The organism is Micromonospora sp. KC723, assembly GCF_004348595.1.
Lineage (GTDB): Bacteria > Actinomycetota > Actinomycetes > Mycobacteriales > Micromonosporaceae > Micromonospora.
In genome coordinates this window covers 1-22,700 of record NZ_SMKD01000095.1, presented here as the reverse complement: position 1 = coordinate 22,700, position 22,700 = coordinate 1, and the positions used below count along the sequence as shown (strand labels likewise).

Below are 22,700 nucleotides of genomic sequence, written 5' to 3'. Positions count from 1 at the left end.
GCCGGGGGGCGGGCCCGGGCTCCACCGGGCGGCGCTGCTCCGGCTGCCGGCCGTGCTCGGGCCGCACCGGGCTGGTCGGCGGCCGGTGTCCGGCGTCGCGGTCCGGGCGTGGCCAGGGCTCGCGGTACGCCTCGCCGGGCGGTGACGCCTCCCGGGGTCGCCGGTCCGGGTACGTCTCGCTCCGGGCGGCCGTCTCGTGCCAGGGTCCGCGTTCCTCGGCGCGTCGGCGTTCGTCGGCCGGGGACCGCCCGTCGGGCCGGTGGTACCCGTCGGCGTGGGGACGCGGGTCGAGGTGCCCGGGACCGTGGTGTCCGCGCGGCCACCGGTCGGCGGGCTGCCGGGACGGCTGCCGGTGACCGTCCTGTCCGTGGGGGCCGCGGCGGTGCGGCGGCACCTCGTCCGGCTCGGGCAGCCAGCCCGGCTCGACGCCCCGGGCCGGTTCGGGCCGGGGGCCGGGGGAGACGGGTGTGACTCCGGACGCCGGGCGCGGCGGCCAGCCGTCGCGCCGGTCGGATCCGCCGCGGTCGCGGTGCCAGGCGGCCTCGCGGGGCCGCTCGGTCGGAGCGGGGCGGAAACCGGCGGGGCCGTGCTGTCGGTCCGGCTCGGGCTGGCGGCGTTCCCGCCTCCAGATCTGTTCGCCGGCCGGCGGCCGGTACGGCTCGTCCTCGGGTCGGTCGCCGGCCGGGCGGGACAGCCTGTCGTCGTGGTCGGTCCAGGACCGCCCGAGGTACGTGCCGTCGGGGCGGGTGGGGGCCAGCGGAGGCACCTCCGCGCGGCCGATCACCGGGGAGCGCCCGCGCGGCGGGGGCGGCGTGTGCCGGGTGCCGAGGTCGCCGGGATAACGCTGGCCGGGGAACTGCGGGTGCCACTCGGTGGTCGGCTCCACCACCCAGGAGGGGTCGGCCGGGTCGTGCCAGCGGTCGCGGTAGCCGCCGCTCATCGAGGGCCCTCGACGCCGGGCGTGCGGCGCGGCCCGATGCCCGGCTCGCGTCGCTCGCTCACGGCGGTGTCACCTCGTTGGAAATTGTCGTGCGGGGGCCCTCACCTGCCGGTAAAGTCGCCCGGCCCGGCACGGCATGCTGCGGATGGAGGGTAGCGAGGTGGGCTCGGTCACCGCCACTGTGGCATCGCCCACGGACTCAAACGTTATCCTCTGGTTCCGGACATTTGGCGCGATATCGCTATCCGGTTTCCGACGATACGCCACCTACCGACAGGCCGCCCTGGCGGGCGTCGTCACCAACACGGTCTTCGGGTTCCTCAGGTGCTACGTGTTGCTCGCCGTGGCCGGTGAGGCGGGCGCTGCCGCCGGATACGACCGGGCGCAGCTCGCCACCTTCGTCTGGGCCGGGCAGGGGCTGCTCGCCGTGGTGCTGCTGTGGGGCTGGACGGACCTGGCCGACCGGATCCGCACCGGCGACATCGCCGGCGACCTGCTCCGCCCGGTGCACCCGGTCACCAGCTACCTCGCCACCGACCTCGGCCGCGCCGGGTACGCGGTGCTGGCCCGGATGCTGCCGCCGATCCTCATCGGGCCGCTCTTCTTCGACGTCCACCTGCCCGCCCGCTGGCCCACCGTCCCGCTCTTCGCCGGCTCGGTGGTGCTCGCCGTGGTGCTCTGTTTCGCCTGCCGATTCCTGGTCAACGCCACCGCGTACTGGCTTCAGGACGTACGCGGGCCGATGATGCTGTGGATGCTCGCCTCCGGGGTGCTGGCCGGGCTCTACTTCCCGCTGCGCTTCCTGCCCGAGGGGCTCCAGCGGGTCCTCTGGTTCGGCACGCCGTTCCCGAGCCTGTTGCAGACCCCGCTCGACGTGCTGGTCGAGCGCGACCCGACGGCCGTCCAGGTGGGGCTGGTCGCCCTCCAGGCCGGCTGGGCGGTGCTGCTGTTGGTCACGTGCCGGCTGGTGCAGCGCCGGGCCGAGCGGCGGCTGGTGGTGCAGGGTGGCTGAGGCCGGCGGGACGCTGGCCGCGTACCGGGCGCTGCTGCGGGCGCAGGCGCGCGCCCAGACCGCCTACCGGACCTCCTTCGTGATCGACCTGCTGGGCAACGTCGGGGCCACCGTCTTCGACGTGGTCACCGTCCTGGTGCTCTACGGCGTGACCCGGGAGTTGGGCGGCTTCACCCTGCGCGAGACGCTGGTGATGGTCGGTCTCACCGCGTTCGCCTTCGCCACCGCCGACCTGCTGGTCGGCAACATCGAGCGGCTGCCCCGGTACGTGCGCACCGGGCTGCTCGACGCCGTGCTGCTGCGCCCGCTCGGCGCGCTGCCCCAGTTGCTGCTGATGGACCTGCCGCTGCGCAAGGTCTCCCGTGGGCTGTTCGGCCTGGCGGTGTGGGTCACCGCGCTGGCCGGGGCCGGGATCGAGTGGACCCCGTCCCGGGTGGTGCTGGCCGTCGTCGCCCCGCTCGCGGGGGTGCTCTTCTTCGGCTCGGTCTTCGTGGCCACCGCCACCGTGTCGTTCTTCTGGGTCGAGTCCGCGGAGCTGGCCAACTCGGTCACCTACGGCGGGCGGGACTTCACGTCGTACCCGGTCACGGTCTTCGCGGGCTGGTTCCGCGCGGCCTTCGCGTACGGTCTGGGGTTCGCCTTCGTCAGCTACCAGCCGGCGCTGGCGCTGCTCGGCCGCGCCGACCCGCTCGGCCTGCCGGCCTGGGCCGGCTGGGCCGCGCCGGGCGTGGCGCTGGTCGCGCTCGCCGGCGCCGGCGCGGCGTGGCGCGTCGGTGTCCGCCACTACCGGAGTACGGGGTCATGAGCCTGGTCATCGAGGCGCAGGGGCTGCGCAAGGAGTTCACGGTACGGGTGAAGGCCGGCCGGCTGCGTCGCGAGAGGCGCCGCGTCATCGCCGTGGACGGCATCGACCTGCGGGTCGAGCGGGGCGAGCTGCTCGGTTACATCGGCCCGAACGGCGCCGGCAAGTCCACCACGCTGAAGATGCTCACCGGCGTGTTGACCCCGTCGGCGGGGCAGGTCCGGGTCTGCGGGCTGCGCCCGGTGCCCCAGCGGACCCGGCTGGCGCTCGGCATCGGCGTGGTCTTCGGCCAGCGGTCCCAGCTCTGGTGGGACCTGCCGCTGCGCGACTCGTTCGACCTGCTCCGGCACGTCTACCGGGTGCCGGCAGCCGAGCACGCGGCCCGGCTGCGCCGCTGCCGGGGTCTGCTCGACCTGGACGGCTTCCTGGACATTCCGGTCCGGCAGCTCTCCCTCGGGCAGCGGATGCGCGGCGAGCTGACCGCCGCGCTGCTGCACGGCCCGCGGGTGCTGTTCCTCGACGAGCCGACGATCGGCCTGGACGTGGTGAGCAAGCAGGCGGTCCGGGGCTTCCTCGCCGAGCTGGGCCGGGCCGGCGACACCACGCTGGTGCTCACCACGCACGACCTGGCCGACATCGAGCGGCTGTGCCGCCGGCTGGTGGTGATCGACCACGGCCGGGTGGTGCACGACGGCACGATCGCCGAGCTGCACCGCCGGTACGGTTCCCGCCGTCTGGTCGTCGCCGAGCTGGACGCCGCGCTGGTCACGCCGCCGGCGCTGCCCGGCGCGCCGCTGGAGCGCGTCGAGGCCGACGGGCGTCGCCTGGTGTACGCGCTGGACTCGGCGGGTGTGGCGGAGGTGGTGGCCGGGCTGGCCGGCCTGGCCACACTGCGCGACATCTCGATCCTGGAGCCGGACATCGAGGACGTGGTGGCCCGGCTCTACCGGACGCCAATCCACTCGGATTGACCGACGGCCGGCCGCCCCCGGGCCGGCGGTCGGGTCAGATCTTGTCGCCGATGTTCACCCGAGGCGCGGGAGCGCGCATCCGGCGGAAGGTGATCGACCGCATGATCGCGTACAGGTAGAGCGACCCCATCCGCTCACCGCTGTTGGGGAACCGCTCCCGCACCAACTTCTTGATCCTGAGTGAGATCAGGATCGAATCGATCACCACGCCGAGCGCGAGCGCACCCCAGACCAGGTTCGACACCAGCCGGACCACCGGCGGCATCGCCTGGTTGGAGCCGATCAGCACGATCAGCGCGCCGCCGAAGAACCAGGTGCCGACCGTACGCCGGGAGTCGACCACGTTGCGGGCCAGCAGCCGCTCGGGACCGCGGTCCCGAGGACCGCCCTCGCGGCGGAACTCGGCGGCGGCCTCGGCGCGCGCCTTACGGCGCTGCTCCCGGGCCTCCTCCTTGGTCAGCGGCTTGACCGGCCCGGCGGGGCGGCGACCGGCGCCGGGACGCTTCGGGGTCTGGACCCCGAGCTCCTTCTTGCTCGGGGTGTAGCCCCGGGGACGCGCGGCGGACGGCTCCTCGGTCACCACCGAAGCGGTGGCGGAGGAGTCGGAGTCGGCGGACTTGCGGCGAAACAGCGACGGCACAGGTGAAGGGTAGCCACACCCGACCGCCCAGCGCACATCACGGTGCACCGGGCGGGGCTGGCGGGGGTGTCTCGGTTACGGGCGCTCGACGTGCGCGCCGAGGCTGGCGAGCTTCGCCTCGAAGTCCTCGTAGCCCCGGTTGATCAGGTCGACGCCGTACACCCGGGAGGTGCCCTCGGCGGCGAGTGCCGCGATCAGGTGGCTGAAACCGGCCCGCAGGTCGGGGATGACCAGGTCGGCGGCGTGCAGCTTGCTCGGACCGGCGATAACCGCCGAGTGCTTGAAGTTGCGCCGGCCGAAGCGGCACGGGGTCCCGCCGAGGCAGTCCCGGTAGACCTGGATGTTGGCGCCCATCGAGTTCAGCGCCTCGGTGTAGCCCAGCCGCTGCTCGTAGACCGTCTCGTGGACGATCGACAGGCCACGGGCCTGGGTCAGCGCGACGACCAGCGGCTGCTGCCAGTCGGTCATGAAGCCCGGGTGCACGTCGGTCTCCAGCGCGACGGCGTTGAGCTCGCCGCCCGGGTGCCAGAACCGGATGCCACCCTCCTGGCCCGCGTCGCCGAGCTTCGGCGGGCGGGAGTCGGTCACCTCGTACGCGCCGCCCACGGAGCGGAAGATGTTCAGGAAGGTCATCATGTCGACCTGCTGCGCGCCGAGCACCTCGACGTGGCCGCCGGTGGCCAGCGCGGCCGCCGCCCAGCTCGCCGCCTCGATCCGGTCGGGGATCGGCCGGTGCGTGTAGCCGCTGAGCCGCTTCACGCCCTGGATCTCGATCACCCGGTCGGTGTGCACCTTGATGATCGCGCCCATCTTCTGCAGGATGCAGATCAGGTCGATGATCTCCGGCTCGACCGCGGCGTTGCGCAGCTCGGTCACGCCCTCGGCCATCACCGCGGTCAGCAGCACCTGCTCGGTCGCGCCCACGCTGGGGTACGGCAGGGCGAACTTCGTGCCGTGCAGCCCGTTCGGCGCAGACAGGTGCAGCCCCTCCGGGGTCTTCTCCACCGTCGCGCCGAACTCCCGCAGCGCCTGGAGGTGGAAGTCGATCGGGCGGGGGCCGATGTGGCAGCCGCCCAGGTCCGGGATGAAGGCGTGACCGAGCCGGTGCAGCAGCGGCCCGCAGAACAGGATCGGGATACGGCTGGAGCCGGCGTGCACGTTGATCTGGTCGGTGCTGGCGCTCTCGACGTTCGACGGGTCGAACACCAGCTCGCCGTCCTCGTCACCGTCGCTGACCTTCACCCCGTGCAGGCCGAGCAGGCCGCGGACGACCTCGACGTCACGGATGCGCGGGACGTCGAACAGCCGGCTGGGGGTGTCGCCCAGCAGGGCCGCGACCATTGCCTTCGAAACGAGGTTCTTCGCGCCGCGCACGCGGATCCGCCCTTCCAGCGGAGTGCCTCCGTGTACGACCAGGACGTCGTTGGTCAACGCAACCTCCAGCGCGTCGGGTGGTGCCTGTGTCGAGGGATCGGGCCAGCTGGCCGAGCAGCGGTCGGCTGTCCAGCTACCCGCACCGGGATGGGCGCGAAACGGCCCACGAATGTGTCGCCCCGGCAGCATAGCCCTCTGTGACGGAAATGGAATCGGTCACATCACCAGCGACGGCACGAACCGGCGCTTCCGGTGCGTATCTGTGTCAGCGATGTGACTGTAGGTGACTACGCCGCGGTGGGCGGCGGGGTGTCGGCACCCGGCAACGCGAGCATCTGGTCCAGCGCCACCCGGGCGTGGTGCGCGGTGTCCCGGTCGACGGTGATCTGGTTCACCACCCGGCCGGCGACCAGCTCCTCCAGGGCCCACACCAGGTGCGGCAGGTCGATCCGGTTCATCGTCGAGCAGTAACAGACCGCCCGGTCCAGGAACATGACCTGCTTGTCCGGGTGGGCCAGCGCCAACCGGCGGACCAGGTTGAGCTCGGTGCCCACCGCCCACGCGGAGCCGGCCGGGGCTGCCTCGATGGTCTTGATGATGTACTCGGTGGAGCCGACGAAGTCGGCAGCGGTGACCACCTCGTGCCGGCACTCCGGGTGCACCAGCACGTTGACCCCCGGCACCCGCTCCCGCACGTCGTTGACGCTGTCCAGCGTGAAGCGCCCGTGCACCGAGCAGTGCCCCCGCCACAGGATCATCCGGGCGTCGCGCAGCTGCTCCGGGCTGAGCCCGCCCCCCGGCTTGTGCGGGTCGTAGAGCACGCAGTCGTCCAGCGAGAAGCCCATCTCCAGCACCGCCGTGTTGCGGCCCAGGTGCTGGTCGGGCAGGAAGAGCACCTTCGTGCCCTGCTGGTACGCCCAGTCCAGGGCCCGCTTCGCGTTCGACGAGGTGCAGACCACACCGCCGTTGCGCCCGACGAAGCCCTTGATGTCCGCCGAGGAGTTCATGTACGTCACCGGGACGGTGTCGCCCGCGATGCCCAGTTCGGCCAGCACGTCCCAGGCGGTCTCGACCTGCGACAGCACCGCCATGTCCGCCATCGAGCAGCCGGCGGCCAGGTCCGGCAGGATCACCTTCTGGGTGTCGGCGGTGAGGATGTCGGCGCTCTCGGCCATGAAGTGCACGCCGCAGAAGACGATGTACTCCGCGTCCGGTCGGGCGGCGGCCTCCCGGGCCAGCTTGAACGAGTCGCCGGTCACGTCGGCGAACTGGATCACCTCGTCGCGCTGGTAGTGGTGGCCCAGCACGAACACCGTGCTGCCGAGCGCGGCCTTCGCCGCCGCCGCGCGGGCCACCAGGTCGGGGTCGCTCGGCGCGGGCAGGTCACCCGGACACTCCACGCCACGTTCCGTGGCGGGGTCGCTGCCGCGCCCGAGGAGCAGCAGGGCAGTGGCGGTGTTGGAGGGTTCGGCCCAGGTCGAAGTCACGCCTCCCATGGTCCCACAGCGTGGCTGCGGCGCAGCCGCCAGCGGTGTGGCCTGCCACACTGCCAGGCATGCGCGTGCTGCTCTGCCCCGACAAGTTCGCCGGCACCCTGGCGGCCCACGAGGTCGCCGCCGCCGTCGCCGACGGCTGGCGCGAGGTCGCCACCGGCGACGACCTGTTGATCCGACCCCTCGCCGACGGCGGTCCGGGCTTCGTCGCGGTGCTCGCCGACGCGCTCGGCGGCCGCCGGATCCCGGTGCCGACCCTCGACCCGCTCGGCCGGCCCGCCGACGGTGAGATCCTGCTCACCGACGACGGCACCGCCTACCTGGAGAGCGCCCAGGCCTGCGGGCTGCACCTGCTCGCCGCGGCCGAACGCGACCCGAAGGCCACCACCTCGTACGGGCTCGGGACGCTGGTCGCCGCCGCGGTCGAGCACGGGGCCCGCACGGTGGTCGTCGGGCTGGGCGGTTCCGGCACCAACGACGGTGGCGCCGGCATGCTCACCGCGCTCGGCGTCACCCCGCTCGACGGCGCCGGCCGGGCCCTGCCGTACGGCGGGGCGGCACTGGCCGGCGTCGCCGGGCTCGACGGCGCGCCCCGGCTGCGCGGGGCCACCCTGGTCGCCGCCACGGACGTGGACAATCCGTTGCTCGGACTGCACGGCGCCAGCAACGTGTACGGCCCGCAGAAGGGCGCCACCCGCGAGGACGTGCTGCTGCTCGACGCCGCGCTGGAGCGCTGGGCCGCGGTGCTGGAAGAAGACCTGCCCGGCTGCCCGCCCGGGCTGGGCGCGTTGCCCGGCGGCGGGGCGGCCGGCGGGCTCGGCGCGGCGATCCTCGCCCTCGGCGGACGCTGTGAGTCCGGCATCGACCTGGTCACCCGGGCGATCGGGCTGGACGCCGCCCTCGACGCCGCCGATCTGGTGGTCACCGGGGAGGGCTCCTTCGACCACCAGTCGCTGCGCGGCAAGGTGGTCGCCGGCGTCGCCGGCGCGGCCCGGGACCGGGGGGTGCCGTGCGTGGTGCTGGCGGGACGGGTGAGCACCGGGCGACGGGAGGCGGCCTCCGCCGGGGTCACCGAGGCGTACAGCCTGGTGGAGCACTTCGGCGGCGAGGAACGCGGCGGGGTGGAGGCGGCGATGGGTCGCCCGGCGGAGGGGCTGCGGGCGCTGGGCGCCCGGCTGGCCCGGCAGTGGAGCCGCTGACGCCGTCGTGCCGGCAGTCGCCGGGGGCGGCGGTCACGCCACCCGGGTGACCACGGCCCGGGCGGCGTACCATCGGATCTGGACCACACCGGGAATCACTGGCCGACGCGCGCTGTTGGCCAGTGCGTCCGGACCCATACCGCGCAGGGAGATTTCCACGTGACCACGCCAGCGCAGACCGAGTCGACCGAGGCCAAGGCCCCTACTTCCGTCGTCCTCACCGACGTCGCGGCGCAGAAGGTCAAGGCCCTGATCGAGCAGGAGGGCCGCGACGACCTGCGGCTCCGTGTCGCGGTGCAGCCCGGTGGCTGCTCCGGCCTGCGGTACCAGCTCTTCTTCGACGAGCGCTCGCTCGACGGTGACGTCGTCGCCGACTTCGGTGGGGTCGAGGTCGTCGTCGACCGGATGAGCGCCCCCTACCTGGCCGGGGCGACCATCGACTTCGCCGACCGGATCGACGCCCAGGGCTTCACCATCGACAACCCGAACGCGGGCAGCTCCTGCGCCTGCGGCGACTCGTTCAGCTGAGTCGACCGCCTGCCACACGGCGGGGCCGTCCCTTCGGGGGCGGCCCCGCCGCCGCTTTCCGGCCGCCGGCATGTCCCGGCCCGCCGCCGGTGTGGGGTCGAACGGCATCACCTGCGCCGACCTGCGCTTTCCCCCGTGCGATGGCCCCGATGTGCGGCAGGTTGGGTCGATCGCGGCCCGGTGGCCCCGGTGGCCCGGCGGTGACGGGCAGCCGGCCGGCGGGTGGCGGTTGGTCGACCGACCCTCGACCGGGGTGCCCGCCGGACCGGTAGGCTGACCGGCGCCGTGCTCCCGACCCCGAGGGTTGACATGAAGATCGCCGTGACCGGCTCGATCGCGACCGACCACCTGATGAGCTTCCCGGGCCGCTTCGCCGACCAGCTCATCGCCGACCAGTTGCACAAGGTGTCGCTGTCGTTTCTCGTGGACGACCTGGTGCTGCGCCGGGGCGGGGTCGCCGCCAACATCGCCTTCGGCATGGCCCAGCTGGGGCTGCGCCCGGTGCTGCTCGGCGCGGTCGGCGCCGACTTCGCCGACTACCGGTCGTGGCTGGAGCGGCACGGCGTGGACTGCGACTCCGTGCACGTCAGCGACGTGGCGCACACCGCCCGCTTCGTCTGCACCACCGACACCGACATGTGCCAGATCGCCTCCTTCTACGCCGGCGCGATGAGCGAGGCCCGCAACATCGAGCTGGCCCCGGTCGCGCAGCGTCTCGGTGGACTCGACCTGGTGCTGGTCAGCGCGAACGATCCCGAGGCGATGATCCGCCACTCCGCCGAGTGCCGGCAGCGCGGCTTCCCCTTCGTCGCCGACCCGTCCCAGCAGCTCGCCCGGATGGAAGGCGACCAGGTGCTCGGCCTGATCGACGGGGCCGACTACCTGATGACCAACGACTACGAGAAGTCGCTGCTGCAGAGCAAGGCCGGCCTGACCGACGCGCAACTGCTCGACCGGGTGAAGGTACGGGTCACCACGCTCGGCAAGGACGGCGCGGAGATCGCCGGCCGGGACTTCCCGACCATCCACGTGCCGATCGCCCGCGAGATCAAGGCCGCCGACCCGACCGGCGTCGGGGACGGCTTCCGGGCCGGTTTCTTCGCCGCGCTGTCCTGGGGCCTGGGCCTGGAGCGCGCCGCCCAGGTCGGTTCGCTGCTGGCGACGCTGGTGCTGGAGACCGTCGGCACCCAGGAGTACGAGGTGCGCCGCGACCTGTTCGTCAAGCGCCTCGCCGAGTCGTACGGCGACGCCGCCGCCGAAGACGTCCGGCCGCACCTGCTGCCATGACCGCCGTACCCGCCGCCGGCCAGGTGCTGGTCGTGTTCGCCGGCCTGCCGGGCGTGGGGAAGAGCACCCTCGCCGGGCGGGTCGGCGCGGCCCTGCGGGCGCCCGTGCTCCCCGTCGAGCCGGTCGAGCGGGCGCTGGCCCGGTACGGCCTGGTCGGCGACGTGCCGGAGACGGCCGCGTACCAGGCGGTGGAAGGCCTCGCCGAGGTGCAGCTCGGGCTCGGTCTGAGCGTGGTGGTGGACGCGGTCAACCCGGTGGCCAGCGCCCGCGGGCTCTGGCGCGACCTGGCCGAGCGGGTCGGGGTGCCGCTGCGGATGATCGAGGTGCACTGCGGGGACGTGGCGGAGCACCGCCGCCGGGTCGAGGCCCGGCTGCCGGCCGAGCCGGACCCGTTGCGCCCCACCTGGGAGCAGACTCTGGTCCGCCGGGCCGAGTACGAGCCGATCATCGGCCCGCGCCTGGTGGTCGACACCGCCGTGGACGTCGACCCGCTGCCGGGAGTCCTCAGCTACCTGAGCTGACCCCTCGACGGGTCAGTGGGTGCGGCGGACGTCGTACCCGGGGCCGTCCGGCACCGCGGCCACGAACTCCTGCCCCCGCATCCGGCACCAGGCCGGGATGTCCACCGCGGCGGCCGGATCGTCGGCGAGCACCCGCAGCACCGAGCCGACCGGCAGCCCGGGCAGCCGGCGGGCCAGCGCGATCACCGGCAGCGGGCAGCGCTGCCCCCGGCAGTCCAGTACCTGCGCCGGCCCGCTCACAGCCCGACCACCCCCGCCTCGGCGCGCAGCCCGGCCACGATCCCCGGCAGCTCGGCCAGGAACCGCTCGACGTCGGCCTCGGTGGTCTCCCGGTGCAGCGACACCCGCACGTTGCCGTGCGAGAGCACCCCCATCGCCTCCAGCACGTGCGACGGGCGCAGCGTGGACGAGGTGCAGGAGGAACCGGAGGAGACCGCGAAGCCGCGCCGGTCCAGCGCGTGCGACAGCGCCTCGCCGTCGACGTACAGGCAGGAGAAGGTGACCAGGTGGGGGAGGCGGTCGGTCGGGTCGCCGACCACCTCCACGTCCGGCACCTCGGCGGCGACCCGGGCCCGGATCCGGTCCACCAGCGGCGTCAGCCGCGCCGCCTCCGCCGCCGCGTCGGCCGCCGCCGCGCGCAGGCTCGCCGCCGCCGCCACCACCGCCGGCAGGTTCAGCACCCCCGGGGTACGCCCCGACTCCCGCTCGTCGGCCGGCCAGGGCGACTCCCAGCGGGTGCCCTTGCGGACCACCAGCAGCCCGACACCGGGGGGTCCGCCCCACTTGTGGGCGCTGGCGGTGAGCACCGACCAGCCCTGCGGCGCCGCCGTCCGCCCCACCACCTGGGCGGCGTCGACGTACAGCGGCACCCCGGCGGCGGCGCACAGCTCGGCCGCCGCGGCGACCGGCTGGACGGTGCCCACCTCGTGGCTGGCGGCGATCAGCGCGGCCAGCGCCACCCCGGGCGTCCGCACCGCCTCCGCCCAGCAGGTCAGATTGAGCCGGCCGACCCGGTCCACCGCGACGGCGTGCGCCGTGCCGCCGCCGGCCACGTGCCGCTCGGCGGCGTGCAGCACCGCCGAGTGCTCGATCGCGGAGTGCACCAGGGCCGCCCCGGCCCGCCGCCGCCCGGCCAGGCCGCCGAGCACGGCGGAGTGCGCGGCGGTCGTACCGCTGGGGGTGAAGGAGAGTTCGTCGGCGCGGACGCCGATCGTCGCCGCGGTGGCCTCGCGCGCGGCGTCGAGGAGCTGTCGGGCGCGGCGGGCCTGCGTGTACAACCGGGCGGGGTCGGCCCAGCCGTCGTCGAGGGCGGCCAGCAGCGCCTGCCGGGCGACCGGGTGCAGCGGCGCGGCGGTGGCCGCGTCCAGGTAGACCGGGGTAGGGCTCACGGCCGCCACGCTATCGCGGCGGCACGCCCACGATCTCCCCGATGGGGGCGGACAGCGACCCCAAGACGGTCCAGCCCGTCATGGTCGAGTAATCTGCGACCGTCGGTGACGCCTTTGCCGTCGGTGCTGAGAGAGAAGCGACCGCGGCGCGCTAGGGAGGCAGGACCAGGTGGTCGCAAGGAGTTCGGAGGTACGGCCGTCGGCCGTACGGGACAGCGCCGCACCGCAGGCCGGTGGACGCCGGCGGCGCGGTGTTGGTCGGCTCGCCGGGCTCGGTCTCGGCGGAGCTGCGCTGCTGGTTCTGCTCACCGGGTGTGACGTCGGCCGGACGGTGGACGGCTTCGGTTGGCCCCAGGGCGGCATCACGCCCGAGTCGCACCGCATGTACGACCTGTGGATCGCCTCCTGCATCGCCGCCCTCGCGGTCGGTGTCTTCGTGTGGGGCCTGATCTTCTGGTGCGTGGTGCGCTACCGCAAGCGCGGCAACGAGCTGCCGGTGCAGACCCGCTACAACATGCCGATGGAGTTCCTCTACACCATCGCGCCGATCCTGATCGTCTCGGTGCTCTTCTACTACACGGCGGTCGTGCAGACCGACGTGGTGCGGACGACGAAGAACCCGGACGTGACCGTCGAGGTCGTCGCCTTCAAGTGGAACTGGCAGTTCAACTACCGCGACGGCCAGGGCACCGAGGCCAACACCGTGGCCTCCGTGCTGGGCACCAGCGAGGTCATCCCGGTCCTCGTGCTGCCGACCAACCGGTCGATCCGGTTCGAGGAGACCAGCCGGGACGTGATCCACTCGTTCTGGGTGCCGGAGCTGCTGTTCAAGCGGGACGTCATGCCGGGCAGCATCCGCAACGTCTTCGAGGTCTCCAGGCTGGAGAGCGAGGGCGCGTACGTGGGCCGGTGCGCCGAGCTCTGCGGCAGTTACCACGCCTTCATGAACTTCGAGCTGCGGGTGGTCTCGCCGGAGAAGTTCGACCAGTTCCTCGCCGCGAAGCAGGACGGCAAGTCGACGCAGGAGGCGCTGGCCGCCATCGGCGAGGAGCCGTACGCGATCACGACCACGCCGTTCGAGACGCGGCGCAACACCGCCAACTTCAACCCCGACAACGTCTCGACCGGCGGAAACTGAGGTGCTGGCATGAAGACCGAGTGGCGCATCTTCCTGATCATCGCCGCGTTCCTCTTTGGCGCGACGATTCTCTACGGCGCCTGGACGTACGGTGACTCCGGCCAGGTCGAGTGGGTCGGCACGGTGGCCCTGCTGCTGTCGTTCCTGCTCTGCTCGATGTGCGGTGGCTTCTTCTGGTTCGTCTCCCGCCGTATCGACCTGCGCCCGGAGGACCGGCCGGACGGCGAGATCGCCGACGGCGCGGGCGAGATCGGCTTCTTCAGCCCGGGCAGCTACTGGCCGTTCGGCTTGGCGCTCGCCGCCGCGCTGGCCGGTCTGGGCCTGGTGTACTGGCAGTTCTGGCTGCTGGGGGCGGGCCTGGTGGCGGTGGTCTTCGCCGCGTGCGGGCTGCTCTTCGAGTACTACACCGGCACCCGGCGCACCGCCGAGCACTGACGCGCGCCGTACCGGAAGGCCCGACTCCGCGGGGAGTCGGGCCTTCCGTCGTACCCGAGGCCGGTGTCGACTGACCCGGCGCGGGCGCCGGGCCACGCGGCTGCGGCGGGCTGGCCGGCGTCGACCGGCCGGGCGGCGCCGGCTGTCAGGCGGCGTGGCGGTGCGGGGACCGGCGCCGCCGCCGCGCCAGGCGGGAGGCGCGCACGGCGACGGTGGCGACCAGCATCGCCGCGCCGCAGCCGGTGCAGGCGAGTTCGGGGCAGTCAGGGCCGTGCCCGTCCGCGCAGGGCGGCGTCTCGAACGGCCGGACGCCCCCGCAGGCGTCGCAGTACAGCTCGCGTTCCGACACGGGCGTCTCCTCTCATTCCGGTGTCCACCGACGGACATCGCCGCCATCGGTCGAAAACGGAAAATTACTCCCGTGTAGTTTCGCACGCCCCTCCGACACTTCCGGCCCGACGTCCCGGCTCAACCGGCGTCAGAGGGCGCGGGCGAGGTCGATCCAGCGGTCCAGCACAGCGGCGGCGGCCCCGGAGTCGATCGACTCGGCGGCCCGGTCCATCCCGGCCCGCAGCGCCTCGGTCAGGTCGCCGTCGAGCGGGCCCTGGGTGGACAGGGCGGCGGCGGCGTTCACCAGGACCGCGTCGCGTACCGGGCCGGTCTCGCCGGCCAGCAGTCGGCGGGTCACCTCGGCGTTGCGTGCCGCGTCGCCGCCACGCAGGTCGGCCAGGGCTGCCCGGGGCACGCCGAGGTCCGCCGCGTCCAGCAGCGCCTCCCGGACGGTGCCCTGCTGGGCCACCCAGACGCGGGTCGGCGCGGCGGTGGTGAACTCGTCCAACCCGTCCTCGCCGCGCAGCACCATGACCGAGTCGCCCCGGGCGGCGAAGACGGCGGCCATCACCGGGGCCATCCGGGCGTCGAAACAACCGACCGCGCCGGCCCGGGGACGGCCCGGGTTGGTCAGCGGGCCCAGGAAGTTGAAGAAGGTGGGCACCCCGACCTCGCGTCGGACCGGGCCGGCGTGCCGCATGCCCGGGTGGAACCGGGGGGCGAAGCAGAAACCGATGCCGGCCTCCGTGACGCAGCGGGCGACCTGCTCGGGCGCCAGATCCAGCGGGAGGCCGAGGAACTCCAGCAGGTCGGCGGCGCCGCAGGAGGAGGAGGCGGCCCGGTTGCCGTGCTTGACCACGGGGACGCCGGCGCCGGCGACGACCAGCGCGGTCATCGTGGAGATGTTCACCGTGTGGGCGAGGTCACCGCCGGTGCCCACCACGTCCACCGCCGTGCGGCGCACTGCCTCGGGGAGGGCCACCTCGACCGCGCGGCCGAGCATCGCCTCGCCCAGCCCGGCCAGCTCGGCGGGGGTCTCACCCTTGGCGCGCAGCGCCACCGCGAAGCCGGCGATCTGGGCCGGGCCGGCCGCGCCCGTCATGATCTCGTCCATCGCCCAGGCGGTGTCGGCGGTGGAGAGCTCCTCGCCACGCAGCAGCGCGGTGAGCAGAAGCGGCCAGGTCCGTTCGCCCATGGTGGGCCTCCCGAGCAGGCGTGGAATGCGGGTGGACGGATCCGGTCGCCCGGCACCCCGGGCACCGGGCGCCGCCGGTTCTCGTCGGTCAGGCGGCGGCGTGCGTACGCAGCAGTTCGGCGACCGTGGCGCCGGTGGTCACCGGGTCGAGCGGGTGCACCAGCGTGGCGTCGACCTCGGCGTACGCGGCGAGCCACCGGTCGGCCGCCCGGGCGATCACCACGCAGGTCGGCGGGGCGTCGTCCCGGTCGTCCTTGATCTGGCGGGCGATGCCGATGCCGCCGCCCGGGCTGGCCTCGCCGTCGAGGAGCATCAGGTCGATCTCGTAGTCGTCGACCAGCCGGACGCACTCGGCGTAGTCGGACGCCTCGACGAACTCGACCCGCAGGCCGGGCGCGGGGCGGGTGCCGACGGCGAGCCGCATCCGGTCACGGACCTGCGGGTCGTCGCTGTAGAGCAGGACGGTGCACTGACGATCGCTCATCGCTGGACTGGCTCCCACCTCGTAGCTGCCGCAGGCGATCGTACCGCCCGGTGTGGCGTACCCGACATCCCGCCCACCGCCGGCCGCCCCCGGTCGCCGCCGGAGGGCTGTGCCGGGCCTGCCGCCGGGCGGCGCGGACGGGGCGGCCGGCGGTGGGCAGGTCAGGCCGGGGCGCCGGGGGCTGCGGCACCGGCCGGGGCGTCGGGGCCCGGGGCGTCGGCCGCGGCGGCGCGTTCGCGGGCCTCCTGGCGGTCCAGCTCGCGGTCGAGCCGGCGGGCCTCCCGCTCGGACTGCCGGACCCACTGCAGGACCAGCACCGCGAGCATGGTCACGCTGACGAACTCGCCGCCGGCCCAGAGGACCCCGCCGGCCACCACCTGGTCGTCCCACGGGTTCGACCAGGAGAGGTTGAGCGAGGGGTACCAGTCGCCACCGAAGAGGGTGGTGCTCTGCATGATGGTCAGTCCGAGCACCGTGTGGAACGGCACGGAGAGCACCATCAGCAGCGCCCGGGCCGGGTACGGCCAGCGACCGGGCAGCGGATCGAGGCCGAGCAGCGGCCAGAAGAACACGCAGCCGGTGGCGATGAAGTGCGCGTGCACCAGCTCGTGCGCCCAGGCGTGTTCCAGGGTGTAGCGGTAGAGGTCGGTGAAGTAGAGCGCGAACGGGTTCACCACGAAGATGGCGAACGCCACCAGCGGGAAGCCGTAGATCCTCGCGATCCGGCTGTGCACGACCGCGAGCAGCCGCTTGCGCGGCCGGAGCGGCAGCGTGCGCAGGGCGAGGGTGACCGGCGCACCCAGGGCCAGGAAGATCGGCGAGACCATGGAGAGCACCATGTGCTGGACCATGTGCACCGACAGCAGCGTGGTGTCGTACGCGCCCAGCCCGCTGAGCGTGACCGCGGCGATGCCGCCGAGCCCGGGGCCGAGGAAGCAGACCGTCCGGACCACCGGCCAGCGGTCGCCGCGTAGCCGCAGCCGGTAGACGCCGTAGAGGTAGAGACCGGCGGCCAGCAGCAGGCCGAGGGTCAGCCAGCTGTCGAGCTGGAACTCGGTGAAGATCCGGGCGACGGTGAACGGCGGCGGGACGCCCTCGCCCCCGGCGGCCAGTGGGCCGGGGAGGCCCGCCGGGGTGGCGGCGAAGATCGAATCGACGTGCAGCACGCTTTTCAGGCTAGGCCAGGCGAACCGGACCTCCACGATCGGGCCATCCCTGACCTGGGTTTGGCCCCCCGCTGATCGCCCGTGCCGGTCAACGGCAATAATGACCGCGTGACTGCGGCCCCAGCCATTGACAAGAGCCGGATCCACTCCCTGACCCGACCCAACATGGTCAGCGTCGGGACGATCGTGTGGCTCTCCAGCGAACTCATGTTCTTCGCGGCGCTGTTCGCGATGTACTTCTCGATCCGCGCGGCGGCGCCGGAGCAGTGGGAGAAGCACACCGAGGCCTTGAACGTCCCCTACGCGACCACCTTCACGGTAATCCTGGTGCTCTCCTCGGTGACCTGCCAGCTCGGTGTCTTCGCGGCCGAGAAGGGTGACGTCCACGCGCTGCGGCGCTGGTTCACGATCACCTTCGTGATGGGCCTGATCTTCGTCCTCGGCCAGGTGAACGAGTACCGCGAGCTGGTGCACGAGGGCGTGAAGATCAACGAAGACGGGTACGGGTCGATGTTCTACCTGACCACCGGTTTCCACGGCCTGCACGTGACCGGCGGTCTCGTTGCCTTCGTCATCTTCATGATCCGCACGACCATGGGCCGGTTCACCCCGGCGCAGGCCACCTCGGCGATCGTCGTGTCGTACTACTGGCACTTCGTCGACGTCGTGTGGATCGGGCTCTACGCCATGATCTACTGGCTCCAGTGATCTTGGCGCGTCACGCGCCGCGCCGCTGCTCCGTCCCCTGAGACAAGGTCCAACCGGTTAAGGACACAGGTCATGACTTCTGACAACGACCGCCGACGCGGTCTGCTCGCGCGGCTGCGCGGGCGGCCCGCAGCGCGCAGCAGGGGCCGCCGCCGGCTGGGTGCCGCGGTCCGACTGATCGCCGCGCTGATGCTGGCCGGCGGGGCCTACACCGTCTTCGCTCCCGGCGTGCAGGCGCAGGAGAACCCGCCGCTGACCGGCGCCGCGGCCGAGGGCAAGGCGCTGTTCGACGTGAGCTGCGTGACCTGCCACGGTCGCAACGCGCAGGGTGTCGAGGGTCGTGGCCCGAGCCTGATCGGGGTCGGCGCCGCCTCGGTGGAGTTCCAGGTCAGCACCGGCCGCATGCCGATGGCCCGCCAGGAGGCCCAGGCCATGCGCAAGCCTCCGGTCTTCACGGACGAGCAGGTGCGCCAGCTCGCCCAGTACATCCAGGAGCTCGGCGGCGGCCCGGAGGTTCCCGAGGGCAACCTGCGCGCGGACGCCAACCTGGCCGCCGGTGGTGAGCTGTTCCGGATCAACTGCTCGCAGTGCCACGCCTTCGGCGGTGGCGGCGGCGCGCTGTCCTCCGGCAAGTTCGCCCCGAGCCTGCGCCCGGCGAGCGACCGGCAGATCTACGCCGCGATGCTGAGTGGCCCGCAGAACATGCCGGTCTTCGGCGACAACCAGATCACTCCGGAGCAGAAGGCGGACATCATCGCCTACATCCAGGAGACCCTCAAGCACGACCAGGACCAGGGCGGTTTCAACCTGGGCCGGTACGGCCCGTCGACCGAGGGTCTGGCGATCTTCCTGGTCGGCGTTGTCGCGCTGGTCTTCGCGAGCCTGTGGATTGCGGGCAAGTCGTGACCGGGCAGACCATTCGTTCCAGTGCTGTGGTGCCGGGCTGTGGCACCACCCGTAGCGAGGTGACGGCATGAGCACCCACACCGAGCACCAGGCCCCGCAGGGCCGGCAGCCGCTCGACGTGCTGGACCCCCGGGTGTCCCGCTTCGACATCGTCCAGGAGGGCGCGCGCCGGGACGACATCGAGATCGTCCACTACGAGCCGCAGGTCGTCCCGGGCAGCAAGGCCGAGCGCCGGATGACCCGTACGGTCGCCTCGTTCTTCCTGCTCACCGGTTTGGCCGCGACCGCCTTCCTGATCATCTACATCTGGTGGCCGTGGCAGTGGGAGCCCGGCCGTGGCGGCGACAAGTACTACACCCCGCTGCTCGGCCTGACCCTGGGCGTCGCCCTGCTCGGTATCGGCTTCGGCATCCTGACCTGGGGCAAGAAGCTGCTGCCGAAGGAGGTGTCGATCCAGGACCGGCACGACCAGCCCGGCGCGCCCGAGGACCGCAAGATCACCGGCGAGACCATGCTCTACCTGGCCGACGAGATGGGCGTGCGGCGCCGGCCACTGCTCGGCGTCTCCCTGGTCGCCGGTCTGCTGCCGGTGGGCGCGGTCGCCGCGGCCCCGCTGATCGGTGGCCTGATCTCGCAGCCGCACAAGAACAACCAGATGTTCACCACGGGCTTCGCACCGGCCGACGGCCACAAGGTCCGGCTGGTCCGTGAGGACGGCCGGCCGATCCGACCGGCCGACATCAGCGCCGGTGGCCAGCTCACCGTCTTCCCCGGGATCGAACACGGCGTGAGCAACCGGCACGCCGACTCGCCGACGCTCCTGATCCACCTGCGCGAGTCCGACGCGGTGGCCTCCCGTGCGGCCAACGCCCGGGTGGGCCACGGCGACTACATGTGGGGCAACTACGCCGCGTTCTCGAAGATCTGCACCCACGCCGGCTGCCCGGCGAGCCTGTACGAGCAGCAGACGAACCGCCTGCTCTGCCCGTGCCACCAGTCGCAGTTCCTGATCACCGACAACGCCCGGCCCGTCTTCGGCCCGGCCAGCCGTCGGCTGCCGCAGCTGCCGATCGAGGTGGACGAAGAGGGCTTCTTCGTGGCGAAGTCCGACTACACCGAAACCGTCGGCCCCGACTTCTGGGAGCGGCCATGAAGCGCCGAAAGTTTGACGTAGCAGCGGTGCCGGCCAAGACCGCCGGTGCGGTGGACGACCGCTTCCAGGTGGCCACCCCGCTGCGCAAGCTGCTCAACAAGGTCTTCCCGGACCACTGGTCCTTCCTGCTCGGCGAGATCGCGCTCTTCTCGTTCGTCGTGCTGCTGCTGACCGGTGTCTTCCTGACCTTCTTCTTCGAGCCGGCGATGACCGAGGTGGTCTACAACGGCAGCTACGCCCCGCTGCGGGGCACGCCGATGTCCGCCGCGTACGCCTCCAGCCTGGACATCTCCTTCGACGTCCGCGGTGGTCTGATCATGCGTCAGATGCACCACTGGTCGGCGCTGCTGTTCATGGCCTCGATCGTCGTGCACATGCTCCGGGTCTTCTTCACCGGCGCGTTCCGCAAGCCGCGCGAGACGAACTGGATCATCGGCTCGCTGCTGTTCTGGGTCGGCTTCCTGGCCGGCTTCACCGGCTACTCGCTGCCGGACGACGGCCTGTCCGGCACCGGCCTGCGGATCGCCTCGGCGATCATGCTGTCGATTCCGGTGATCGGCTCCTGGCTGACCTCGTCCATCTTCGGCGGGGAGTTCCCGGGCACCATCATCATCAGCCGGTTCTACATCGCCCACGTGCTGCTCATCCCGGGTCTGCTGCTCGCGCTGATCGGTGCCCACCTGGGCCTGGTGTTCAAGCAGAAGCACACCCAGTGGCCCGGCCCAGGCCGGACCAACGAGAACGTGGTCGGCGAGCGGATGTTCCCGCGCTACGCGCTCAAGCAGGGCGGCTTCTTCATGGTCGTCTTCGGCGTGATCGCGCTGATGGGCGGCCTGTTCCAGATCAACCCGATCTGGTACTTCGGCCCGTACGAGGCGTGGGTGGTCTCGGCCGCCAGCCAGCCCGACTGGTACGTCATGTTCCTCGACGGCTCGACCCGACTCATGCCGGCCTGGGAGGTCCACATCCCGATCGGCGACGGGTACGTCATCCCGCCGCTGTTCTGGCCGACGGTGGTGCTGCCGGGCATCCTGGTGGGGATCTCCCTGGCGTACCCGTTCCTGGAGGCCCGGCACCTCAAGGACCGCAAGCACCACAACCTGCTCCAGCGCCCCCGGGACGTCCCGGCCCGGACCGCTGCCGGCGCGATGGCGGTCACCTTCTTCGTGGTGCTGACGCTCTCCGGCGCCAACGACGTGATCGCCGACAAGTTCCACATCAGCCTCAACGCGATGACCTGGGCGGGTCGGATCGGTCTGCTGCTCCTCCCGCCACTGGCCTACTACGTCGCGTACCGGCTCTGCCTCGGTCTGCAGCAGCACGACCGGGAGGTGTTGGCCCACGGCGTGGAGACCGGCATCATCCGGCGGCTGCCGGACGGCCGCTTCGTCGAGGTCCACCAGCCGCTGACCTCCGGCGACGGCCACGACGGGCACGCGGAGCTGGACTACGTGGGCTGGGTGGTGCCGAAGAAGATGAACCGGCTCGGGGCGCTCGGCCCGGCCATCCGGGGCTTCTTCTACCCGATCGAGAAGCCGGCCGAGGCGCCGGTGTCGCCGGGGCACCCGCCGGTCGAGCCCCGCGCCGAGCGCGAGGAGATCGGCAGCGGCGAGAGTCGTCGCTGACCGACCCGTCCGACCGTGGCGCCCGCCGGAGACTTCCGGCGGGCGCCACGTCCGTTTCCGCCCGGTCGTCCTGGCCGCCTGGCGAACCACCCACGGACGGGTGGAAAGCAGGAATAACCCCGGTCAGGCGGGTATGCGTGCGGTCCAACGGAAACGGGGAGGGAAACATGTTGGGTATCAAACGCCTGGGACTGCTGGCCGCCCTGGTGCTGGTCGGCCTGGCACCGGCCGCGGCCGCGCAGGCAGCGGCGCAGCCCTCACAGCAGGACACCCAGTACCTGCAGGCGCTGCACCAGGTGAACCTGTTCGAGATCACGACGGGTGACCTGGCCCAGCAGAAGGGCCAGAACGCCGACGTGAAGCGGCTCGGCGAGATGTTCAAGACCGACCACACCCAGCTGGACCAGACGGTGCAGAGCACCGCGCAGCAGCTGAACGTGACCCTGCCGGGCGAGCCCACCGCCGACCAACAGCAGGTGATCGACCGGCTGAACAACCTCAGCGGCGCCGAGTTCGACCGGGCGTGGGTGACGGCCCAGCTGGCCGGTCACGTCCAGGCCATCCAGGCCACCCAGACCGAGATCTCGCAGGGCTCCGAGCAGTCGGTGATCCAGCTGGCCCAGGACGCGCTGCCGGTCCTGCAGGCCCACTACGACGAGTTGGTGGCCCTGGCCCAGCAGCTGGGCATCCCGGTCCCGCAGGCCACCGGTACGGCGACCGCGACCCCGGGTGCCACGACGCCGGCTCCGGGCGGCACCACCGAATCGCCGGCTCCGGGCGGCACCACCGAGTCGCCCGCTCCGGGCGGCACCACCGAGACGCCGGCTCCGGGCAACAGCTGACGTCCGGGCACGTCGACGGCCGGCCCGCCCTCCCGGGGGCGGGCCGGCCGTCGACGGTAGCGGGTCAGTCGGCGTTCGCGAGGCCGATCGCGAACGCTTCCTCCAGGTCGTGCTGGGAGTACGCGCGGAACGCGATGTGCGACTCCGTGTTGATCACGCCGGGGACCTTGGAGATGCGGCCGGCGATGACCTCGGCGATCTGGTCGAACTCCCGGACCCGGACGATGGCGACCAGGTCGACGTGCCCGGCCACCGAGTAGACCTCGCTGACGCCCGGCAGGTCGGCCAGGGTCTCGGCCACCTCGGGGATCGAGTCGGTGGCGCAGTCGATCATGACGATCGCGGTGATCACTGGACGATTCTCCGTTCGTCGACGTCGTGGCCCATGCTAGATGTTCGCCCGGTCGCGCGGACCGGACCGGTCCGGGCGGGCGGCGCGCGGACGCCGGTTCAGGCCGCCGGCACGGTCAGCCCCCCGGGGGCCCGGATCGCGTCGCGCAGCCGCTCACCCGCCCCGACCGTCGCGCCCGGCCAGACCACCGTCCGCTCGACGTCCCCCCGGA

The 22,700-nt window shown here is 72.7% G+C and carries 24 protein-coding genes and 1 pseudogene; 14 read left to right on the top strand and 11 right to left on the bottom strand.

The features are described 5' to 3' along the window. Positions 1-940: pseudogene (locus E1165_RS20075) on the bottom strand (hypothetical protein); the annotation flags it as partial. Between the two features lie 160 nt (positions 941-1,100). On the opposite strand from E1165_RS20075, the gene E1165_RS20070 reads away from it, so the two are divergent. The 3 genes from E1165_RS20070 to E1165_RS20060 are packed head-to-tail and all read left to right on the top strand — an operon-like array spanning position 1,101 to position 3,725. After that, on the top strand, positions 1,101-1,952 hold the full coding sequence (locus tag E1165_RS20070) for an ABC-2 family transporter protein (protein ID WP_132393336.1): 852 nt from the start codon (positions 1,101-1,103) through the stop codon (positions 1,950-1,952). Then, positions 1,945-2,757: an ABC transporter permease gene (locus tag E1165_RS20065; protein ID WP_132393335.1), complete on the top strand. Its 813-nt coding sequence runs from the start codon at positions 1,945-1,947 to the stop codon at positions 2,755-2,757. The genes E1165_RS20070 and E1165_RS20065 overlap by 8 nt, the downstream gene beginning before the upstream one ends. Beyond that, complete coding sequence (locus E1165_RS20060) at positions 2,754-3,725, top strand: ATP-binding cassette domain-containing protein (RefSeq protein WP_132393334.1); 972 nt, start codon at positions 2,754-2,756, stop codon at positions 3,723-3,725. Before E1165_RS20065 ends, E1165_RS20060 begins: the two co-directional genes overlap by 4 nt. Positions 3,726-3,759: 34 nt before the next feature. On the opposite strand, the gene E1165_RS20055 is transcribed toward E1165_RS20060, so the two are convergent. From E1165_RS20055 to nadA, 3 genes are all read right to left on the bottom strand, one after another. Beyond that, on the bottom strand, positions 3,760-4,365 hold the full coding sequence (locus tag E1165_RS20055; protein ID WP_132393333.1) for a DUF3043 domain-containing protein: 606 nt from the start codon (positions 4,363-4,365) through the stop codon (positions 3,760-3,762). Between the two features lie 75 nt (positions 4,366-4,440). Further along, positions 4,441-5,796, bottom strand: coding sequence for a UDP-N-acetylglucosamine 1-carboxyvinyltransferase (gene murA, locus E1165_RS20050; protein WP_132393332.1), 1,356 nt, complete (start codon positions 5,794-5,796; stop codon positions 4,441-4,443). 230 nt (positions 5,797-6,026) lie between these two features. Further along, positions 6,027-7,226 (bottom strand): quinolinate synthase NadA, encoded by a 1,200-nt coding sequence (gene nadA, locus E1165_RS20045; protein ID WP_132393331.1) that lies wholly within the window; start codon positions 7,224-7,226, stop codon positions 6,027-6,029. Between the two features lie 68 nt (positions 7,227-7,294). On the opposite strand from nadA, the gene E1165_RS20040 reads away from it, so the two are divergent. The 4 genes from E1165_RS20040 to E1165_RS20025 all read left to right on the top strand — a co-directional run bounded on the left by E1165_RS20040 (position 7,295) and on the right by E1165_RS20025 (position 10,767). After that, on the top strand, positions 7,295-8,431 hold the full coding sequence (locus E1165_RS20040; RefSeq protein WP_132393330.1) for a glycerate kinase: 1,137 nt from the start codon (positions 7,295-7,297) through the stop codon (positions 8,429-8,431). A 159-nt stretch (positions 8,432-8,590) separates the two neighbouring features. After that, positions 8,591-8,959 carry an iron-sulfur cluster insertion protein ErpA gene (gene erpA / locus E1165_RS20035; RefSeq protein WP_132393329.1) on the top strand — a complete coding sequence of 123 codons (369 nt, stop codon included), beginning with the start codon at positions 8,591-8,593 and terminating at the stop codon, positions 8,957-8,959. A 309-nt stretch (positions 8,960-9,268) separates the two neighbouring features. Then, a complete protein-coding gene (locus tag E1165_RS20030; protein ID WP_132393328.1) occupies positions 9,269-10,246 on the top strand; it encodes a carbohydrate kinase family protein in 978 nt (325 codons plus the stop codon). Next, positions 10,243-10,767: an ATP-binding protein gene (locus E1165_RS20025; protein ID WP_132393327.1), complete on the top strand. Its 525-nt coding sequence runs from the start codon at positions 10,243-10,245 to the stop codon at positions 10,765-10,767. The genes E1165_RS20030 and E1165_RS20025 overlap by 4 nt, the downstream gene beginning before the upstream one ends. Positions 10,768-10,779: 12 nt before the next feature. Here E1165_RS20025 and E1165_RS20020 read toward each other — a convergent pair whose 3' ends face one another. After that, a complete protein-coding gene (locus tag E1165_RS20020) occupies positions 10,780-11,007 on the bottom strand; it encodes a sulfurtransferase TusA family protein (protein ID WP_132393326.1) in 228 nt (75 codons plus the stop codon). Beyond that, entirely contained in the window at positions 11,004-12,155 is a 1,152-nt protein-coding gene (locus tag E1165_RS20015) for a cysteine desulfurase family protein (RefSeq protein ID WP_132393325.1), read from the bottom strand. Before E1165_RS20015 ends, E1165_RS20020 begins: the two co-directional genes overlap by 4 nt. Positions 12,156-12,324: 169 nt before the next feature. On the opposite strand from E1165_RS20015, the gene coxB reads away from it, so the two are divergent. Together coxB and E1165_RS20005 are read left to right on the top strand one after the other, a co-directional pair. After that, positions 12,325-13,293, top strand: coding sequence for a cytochrome c oxidase subunit II (coxB, locus tag E1165_RS20010; RefSeq protein ID WP_132393324.1), 969 nt, complete (start codon positions 12,325-12,327; stop codon positions 13,291-13,293). 9 nt (positions 13,294-13,302) lie between these two features. Continuing rightward, the gene (locus E1165_RS20005; protein WP_132393323.1) at positions 13,303-13,728 is read left to right on the top strand and encodes a cytochrome c oxidase subunit 4; all 426 of its coding nucleotides are present in this window, start codon (positions 13,303-13,305) and stop codon (positions 13,726-13,728) included. A 145-nt stretch (positions 13,729-13,873) separates the two neighbouring features. Here the strand turns inward: E1165_RS20005 and E1165_RS20000 are convergent, their stop codons facing one another. The 4 genes from E1165_RS20000 to E1165_RS19985 all read right to left on the bottom strand — a co-directional run bounded on the left by E1165_RS20000 (position 13,874) and on the right by E1165_RS19985 (position 16,885). Further along, entirely contained in the window at positions 13,874-14,077 is a 204-nt protein-coding gene (locus E1165_RS20000; RefSeq protein WP_132393322.1) for a hypothetical protein, read from the bottom strand. Between the two features lie 129 nt (positions 14,078-14,206). Next, the gene (gene trpD, locus E1165_RS19995; protein ID WP_132393321.1) at positions 14,207-15,253 is read right to left on the bottom strand and encodes an anthranilate phosphoribosyltransferase; all 1,047 of its coding nucleotides are present in this window, start codon (positions 15,251-15,253) and stop codon (positions 14,207-14,209) included. A gap of 88 nt (positions 15,254-15,341) precedes the next feature. Further along, entirely contained in the window at positions 15,342-15,737 is a 396-nt protein-coding gene (locus E1165_RS19990; RefSeq protein ID WP_132393320.1) for a response regulator, read from the bottom strand. A 161-nt stretch (positions 15,738-15,898) separates the two neighbouring features. Then, positions 15,899-16,885, bottom strand: coding sequence for a cytochrome c oxidase assembly protein (locus E1165_RS19985; RefSeq protein ID WP_243704882.1), 987 nt, complete (start codon positions 16,883-16,885; stop codon positions 15,899-15,901). A gap of 126 nt (positions 16,886-17,011) precedes the next feature. Here E1165_RS19985 and E1165_RS19980 point away from each other — a divergent pair, with 126 nt between their 5' ends. From E1165_RS19980 to E1165_RS19960, 5 genes are all read left to right on the top strand, one after another. Next, on the top strand, positions 17,012-17,611 hold the full coding sequence (locus E1165_RS19980) for a heme-copper oxidase subunit III (protein WP_132393318.1): 600 nt from the start codon (positions 17,012-17,014) through the stop codon (positions 17,609-17,611). A 72-nt stretch (positions 17,612-17,683) separates the two neighbouring features. Then, on the top strand, positions 17,684-18,517 hold the full coding sequence (locus E1165_RS19975; protein ID WP_132393317.1) for a cytochrome c: 834 nt from the start codon (positions 17,684-17,686) through the stop codon (positions 18,515-18,517). A 67-nt stretch (positions 18,518-18,584) separates the two neighbouring features. After that, positions 18,585-19,670: a ubiquinol-cytochrome c reductase iron-sulfur subunit gene (locus E1165_RS19970; RefSeq protein WP_132393316.1), complete on the top strand. Its 1,086-nt coding sequence runs from the start codon at positions 18,585-18,587 to the stop codon at positions 19,668-19,670. Next, complete coding sequence (locus tag E1165_RS19965) at positions 19,667-21,295, top strand: cytochrome b N-terminal domain-containing protein (RefSeq protein WP_132393315.1); 1,629 nt, start codon at positions 19,667-19,669, stop codon at positions 21,293-21,295. Before E1165_RS19970 ends, E1165_RS19965 begins: the two co-directional genes overlap by 4 nt. 167 nt (positions 21,296-21,462) lie before the next feature. Beyond that, positions 21,463-22,137 carry a DUF4142 domain-containing protein gene (locus E1165_RS19960; protein ID WP_132393314.1) on the top strand — a complete coding sequence of 225 codons (675 nt, stop codon included), beginning with the start codon at positions 21,463-21,465 and terminating at the stop codon, positions 22,135-22,137. A 64-nt stretch (positions 22,138-22,201) separates the two neighbouring features. Here the strand turns inward: E1165_RS19960 and E1165_RS19955 are convergent, their stop codons facing one another. After that, complete coding sequence (locus E1165_RS19955; protein ID WP_132393313.1) at positions 22,202-22,489, bottom strand: Lrp/AsnC family transcriptional regulator; 288 nt, start codon at positions 22,487-22,489, stop codon at positions 22,202-22,204. Positions 22,490-22,700: the final 211 nt, after the last annotated feature.

What these genes read in the sequence shown, in the direction of transcription:
- E1165_RS20060 (WP_132393334.1), top strand. Translation starts at nt 2,754, where the DNA reads ATGAGCCTGGTCATCGAGGCGCAGGGGCTGCGCAAGGAGTTCACGGTA.
- E1165_RS20040 (WP_132393330.1), top strand. Translation starts at nt 7,295, where the DNA reads ATGCGCGTGCTGCTCTGCCCCGACAAGTTCGCCGGCACCCTGGCGGCC.
- E1165_RS20030 (WP_132393328.1), top strand. Translation starts at nt 9,269, where the DNA reads ATGAAGATCGCCGTGACCGGCTCGATCGCGACCGACCACCTGATGAGC.
- E1165_RS20025 (WP_132393327.1), top strand. Translation starts at nt 10,243, where the DNA reads ATGACCGCCGTACCCGCCGCCGGCCAGGTGCTGGTCGTGTTCGCCGGC.
- E1165_RS20005 (WP_132393323.1), top strand. Translation starts at nt 13,303, where the DNA reads ATGAAGACCGAGTGGCGCATCTTCCTGATCATCGCCGCGTTCCTCTTT.
- trpD (WP_132393321.1), bottom strand. Translation starts at nt 15,253, where the DNA reads ATGGGCGAACGGACCTGGCCGCTTCTGCTCACCGCGCTGCTGCGTGGC.
- E1165_RS19990 (WP_132393320.1), bottom strand. Translation starts at nt 15,737, where the DNA reads ATGAGCGATCGTCAGTGCACCGTCCTGCTCTACAGCGACGACCCGCAG.
- E1165_RS19975 (WP_132393317.1), top strand. Translation starts at nt 17,684, where the DNA reads ATGACTTCTGACAACGACCGCCGACGCGGTCTGCTCGCGCGGCTGCGC.
- E1165_RS19970 (WP_132393316.1), top strand. Translation starts at nt 18,585, where the DNA reads ATGAGCACCCACACCGAGCACCAGGCCCCGCAGGGCCGGCAGCCGCTC.
- E1165_RS19965 (WP_132393315.1), top strand. Translation starts at nt 19,667, where the DNA reads ATGAAGCGCCGAAAGTTTGACGTAGCAGCGGTGCCGGCCAAGACCGCC.
- E1165_RS19960 (WP_132393314.1), top strand. Translation starts at nt 21,463, where the DNA reads ATGTTGGGTATCAAACGCCTGGGACTGCTGGCCGCCCTGGTGCTGGTC.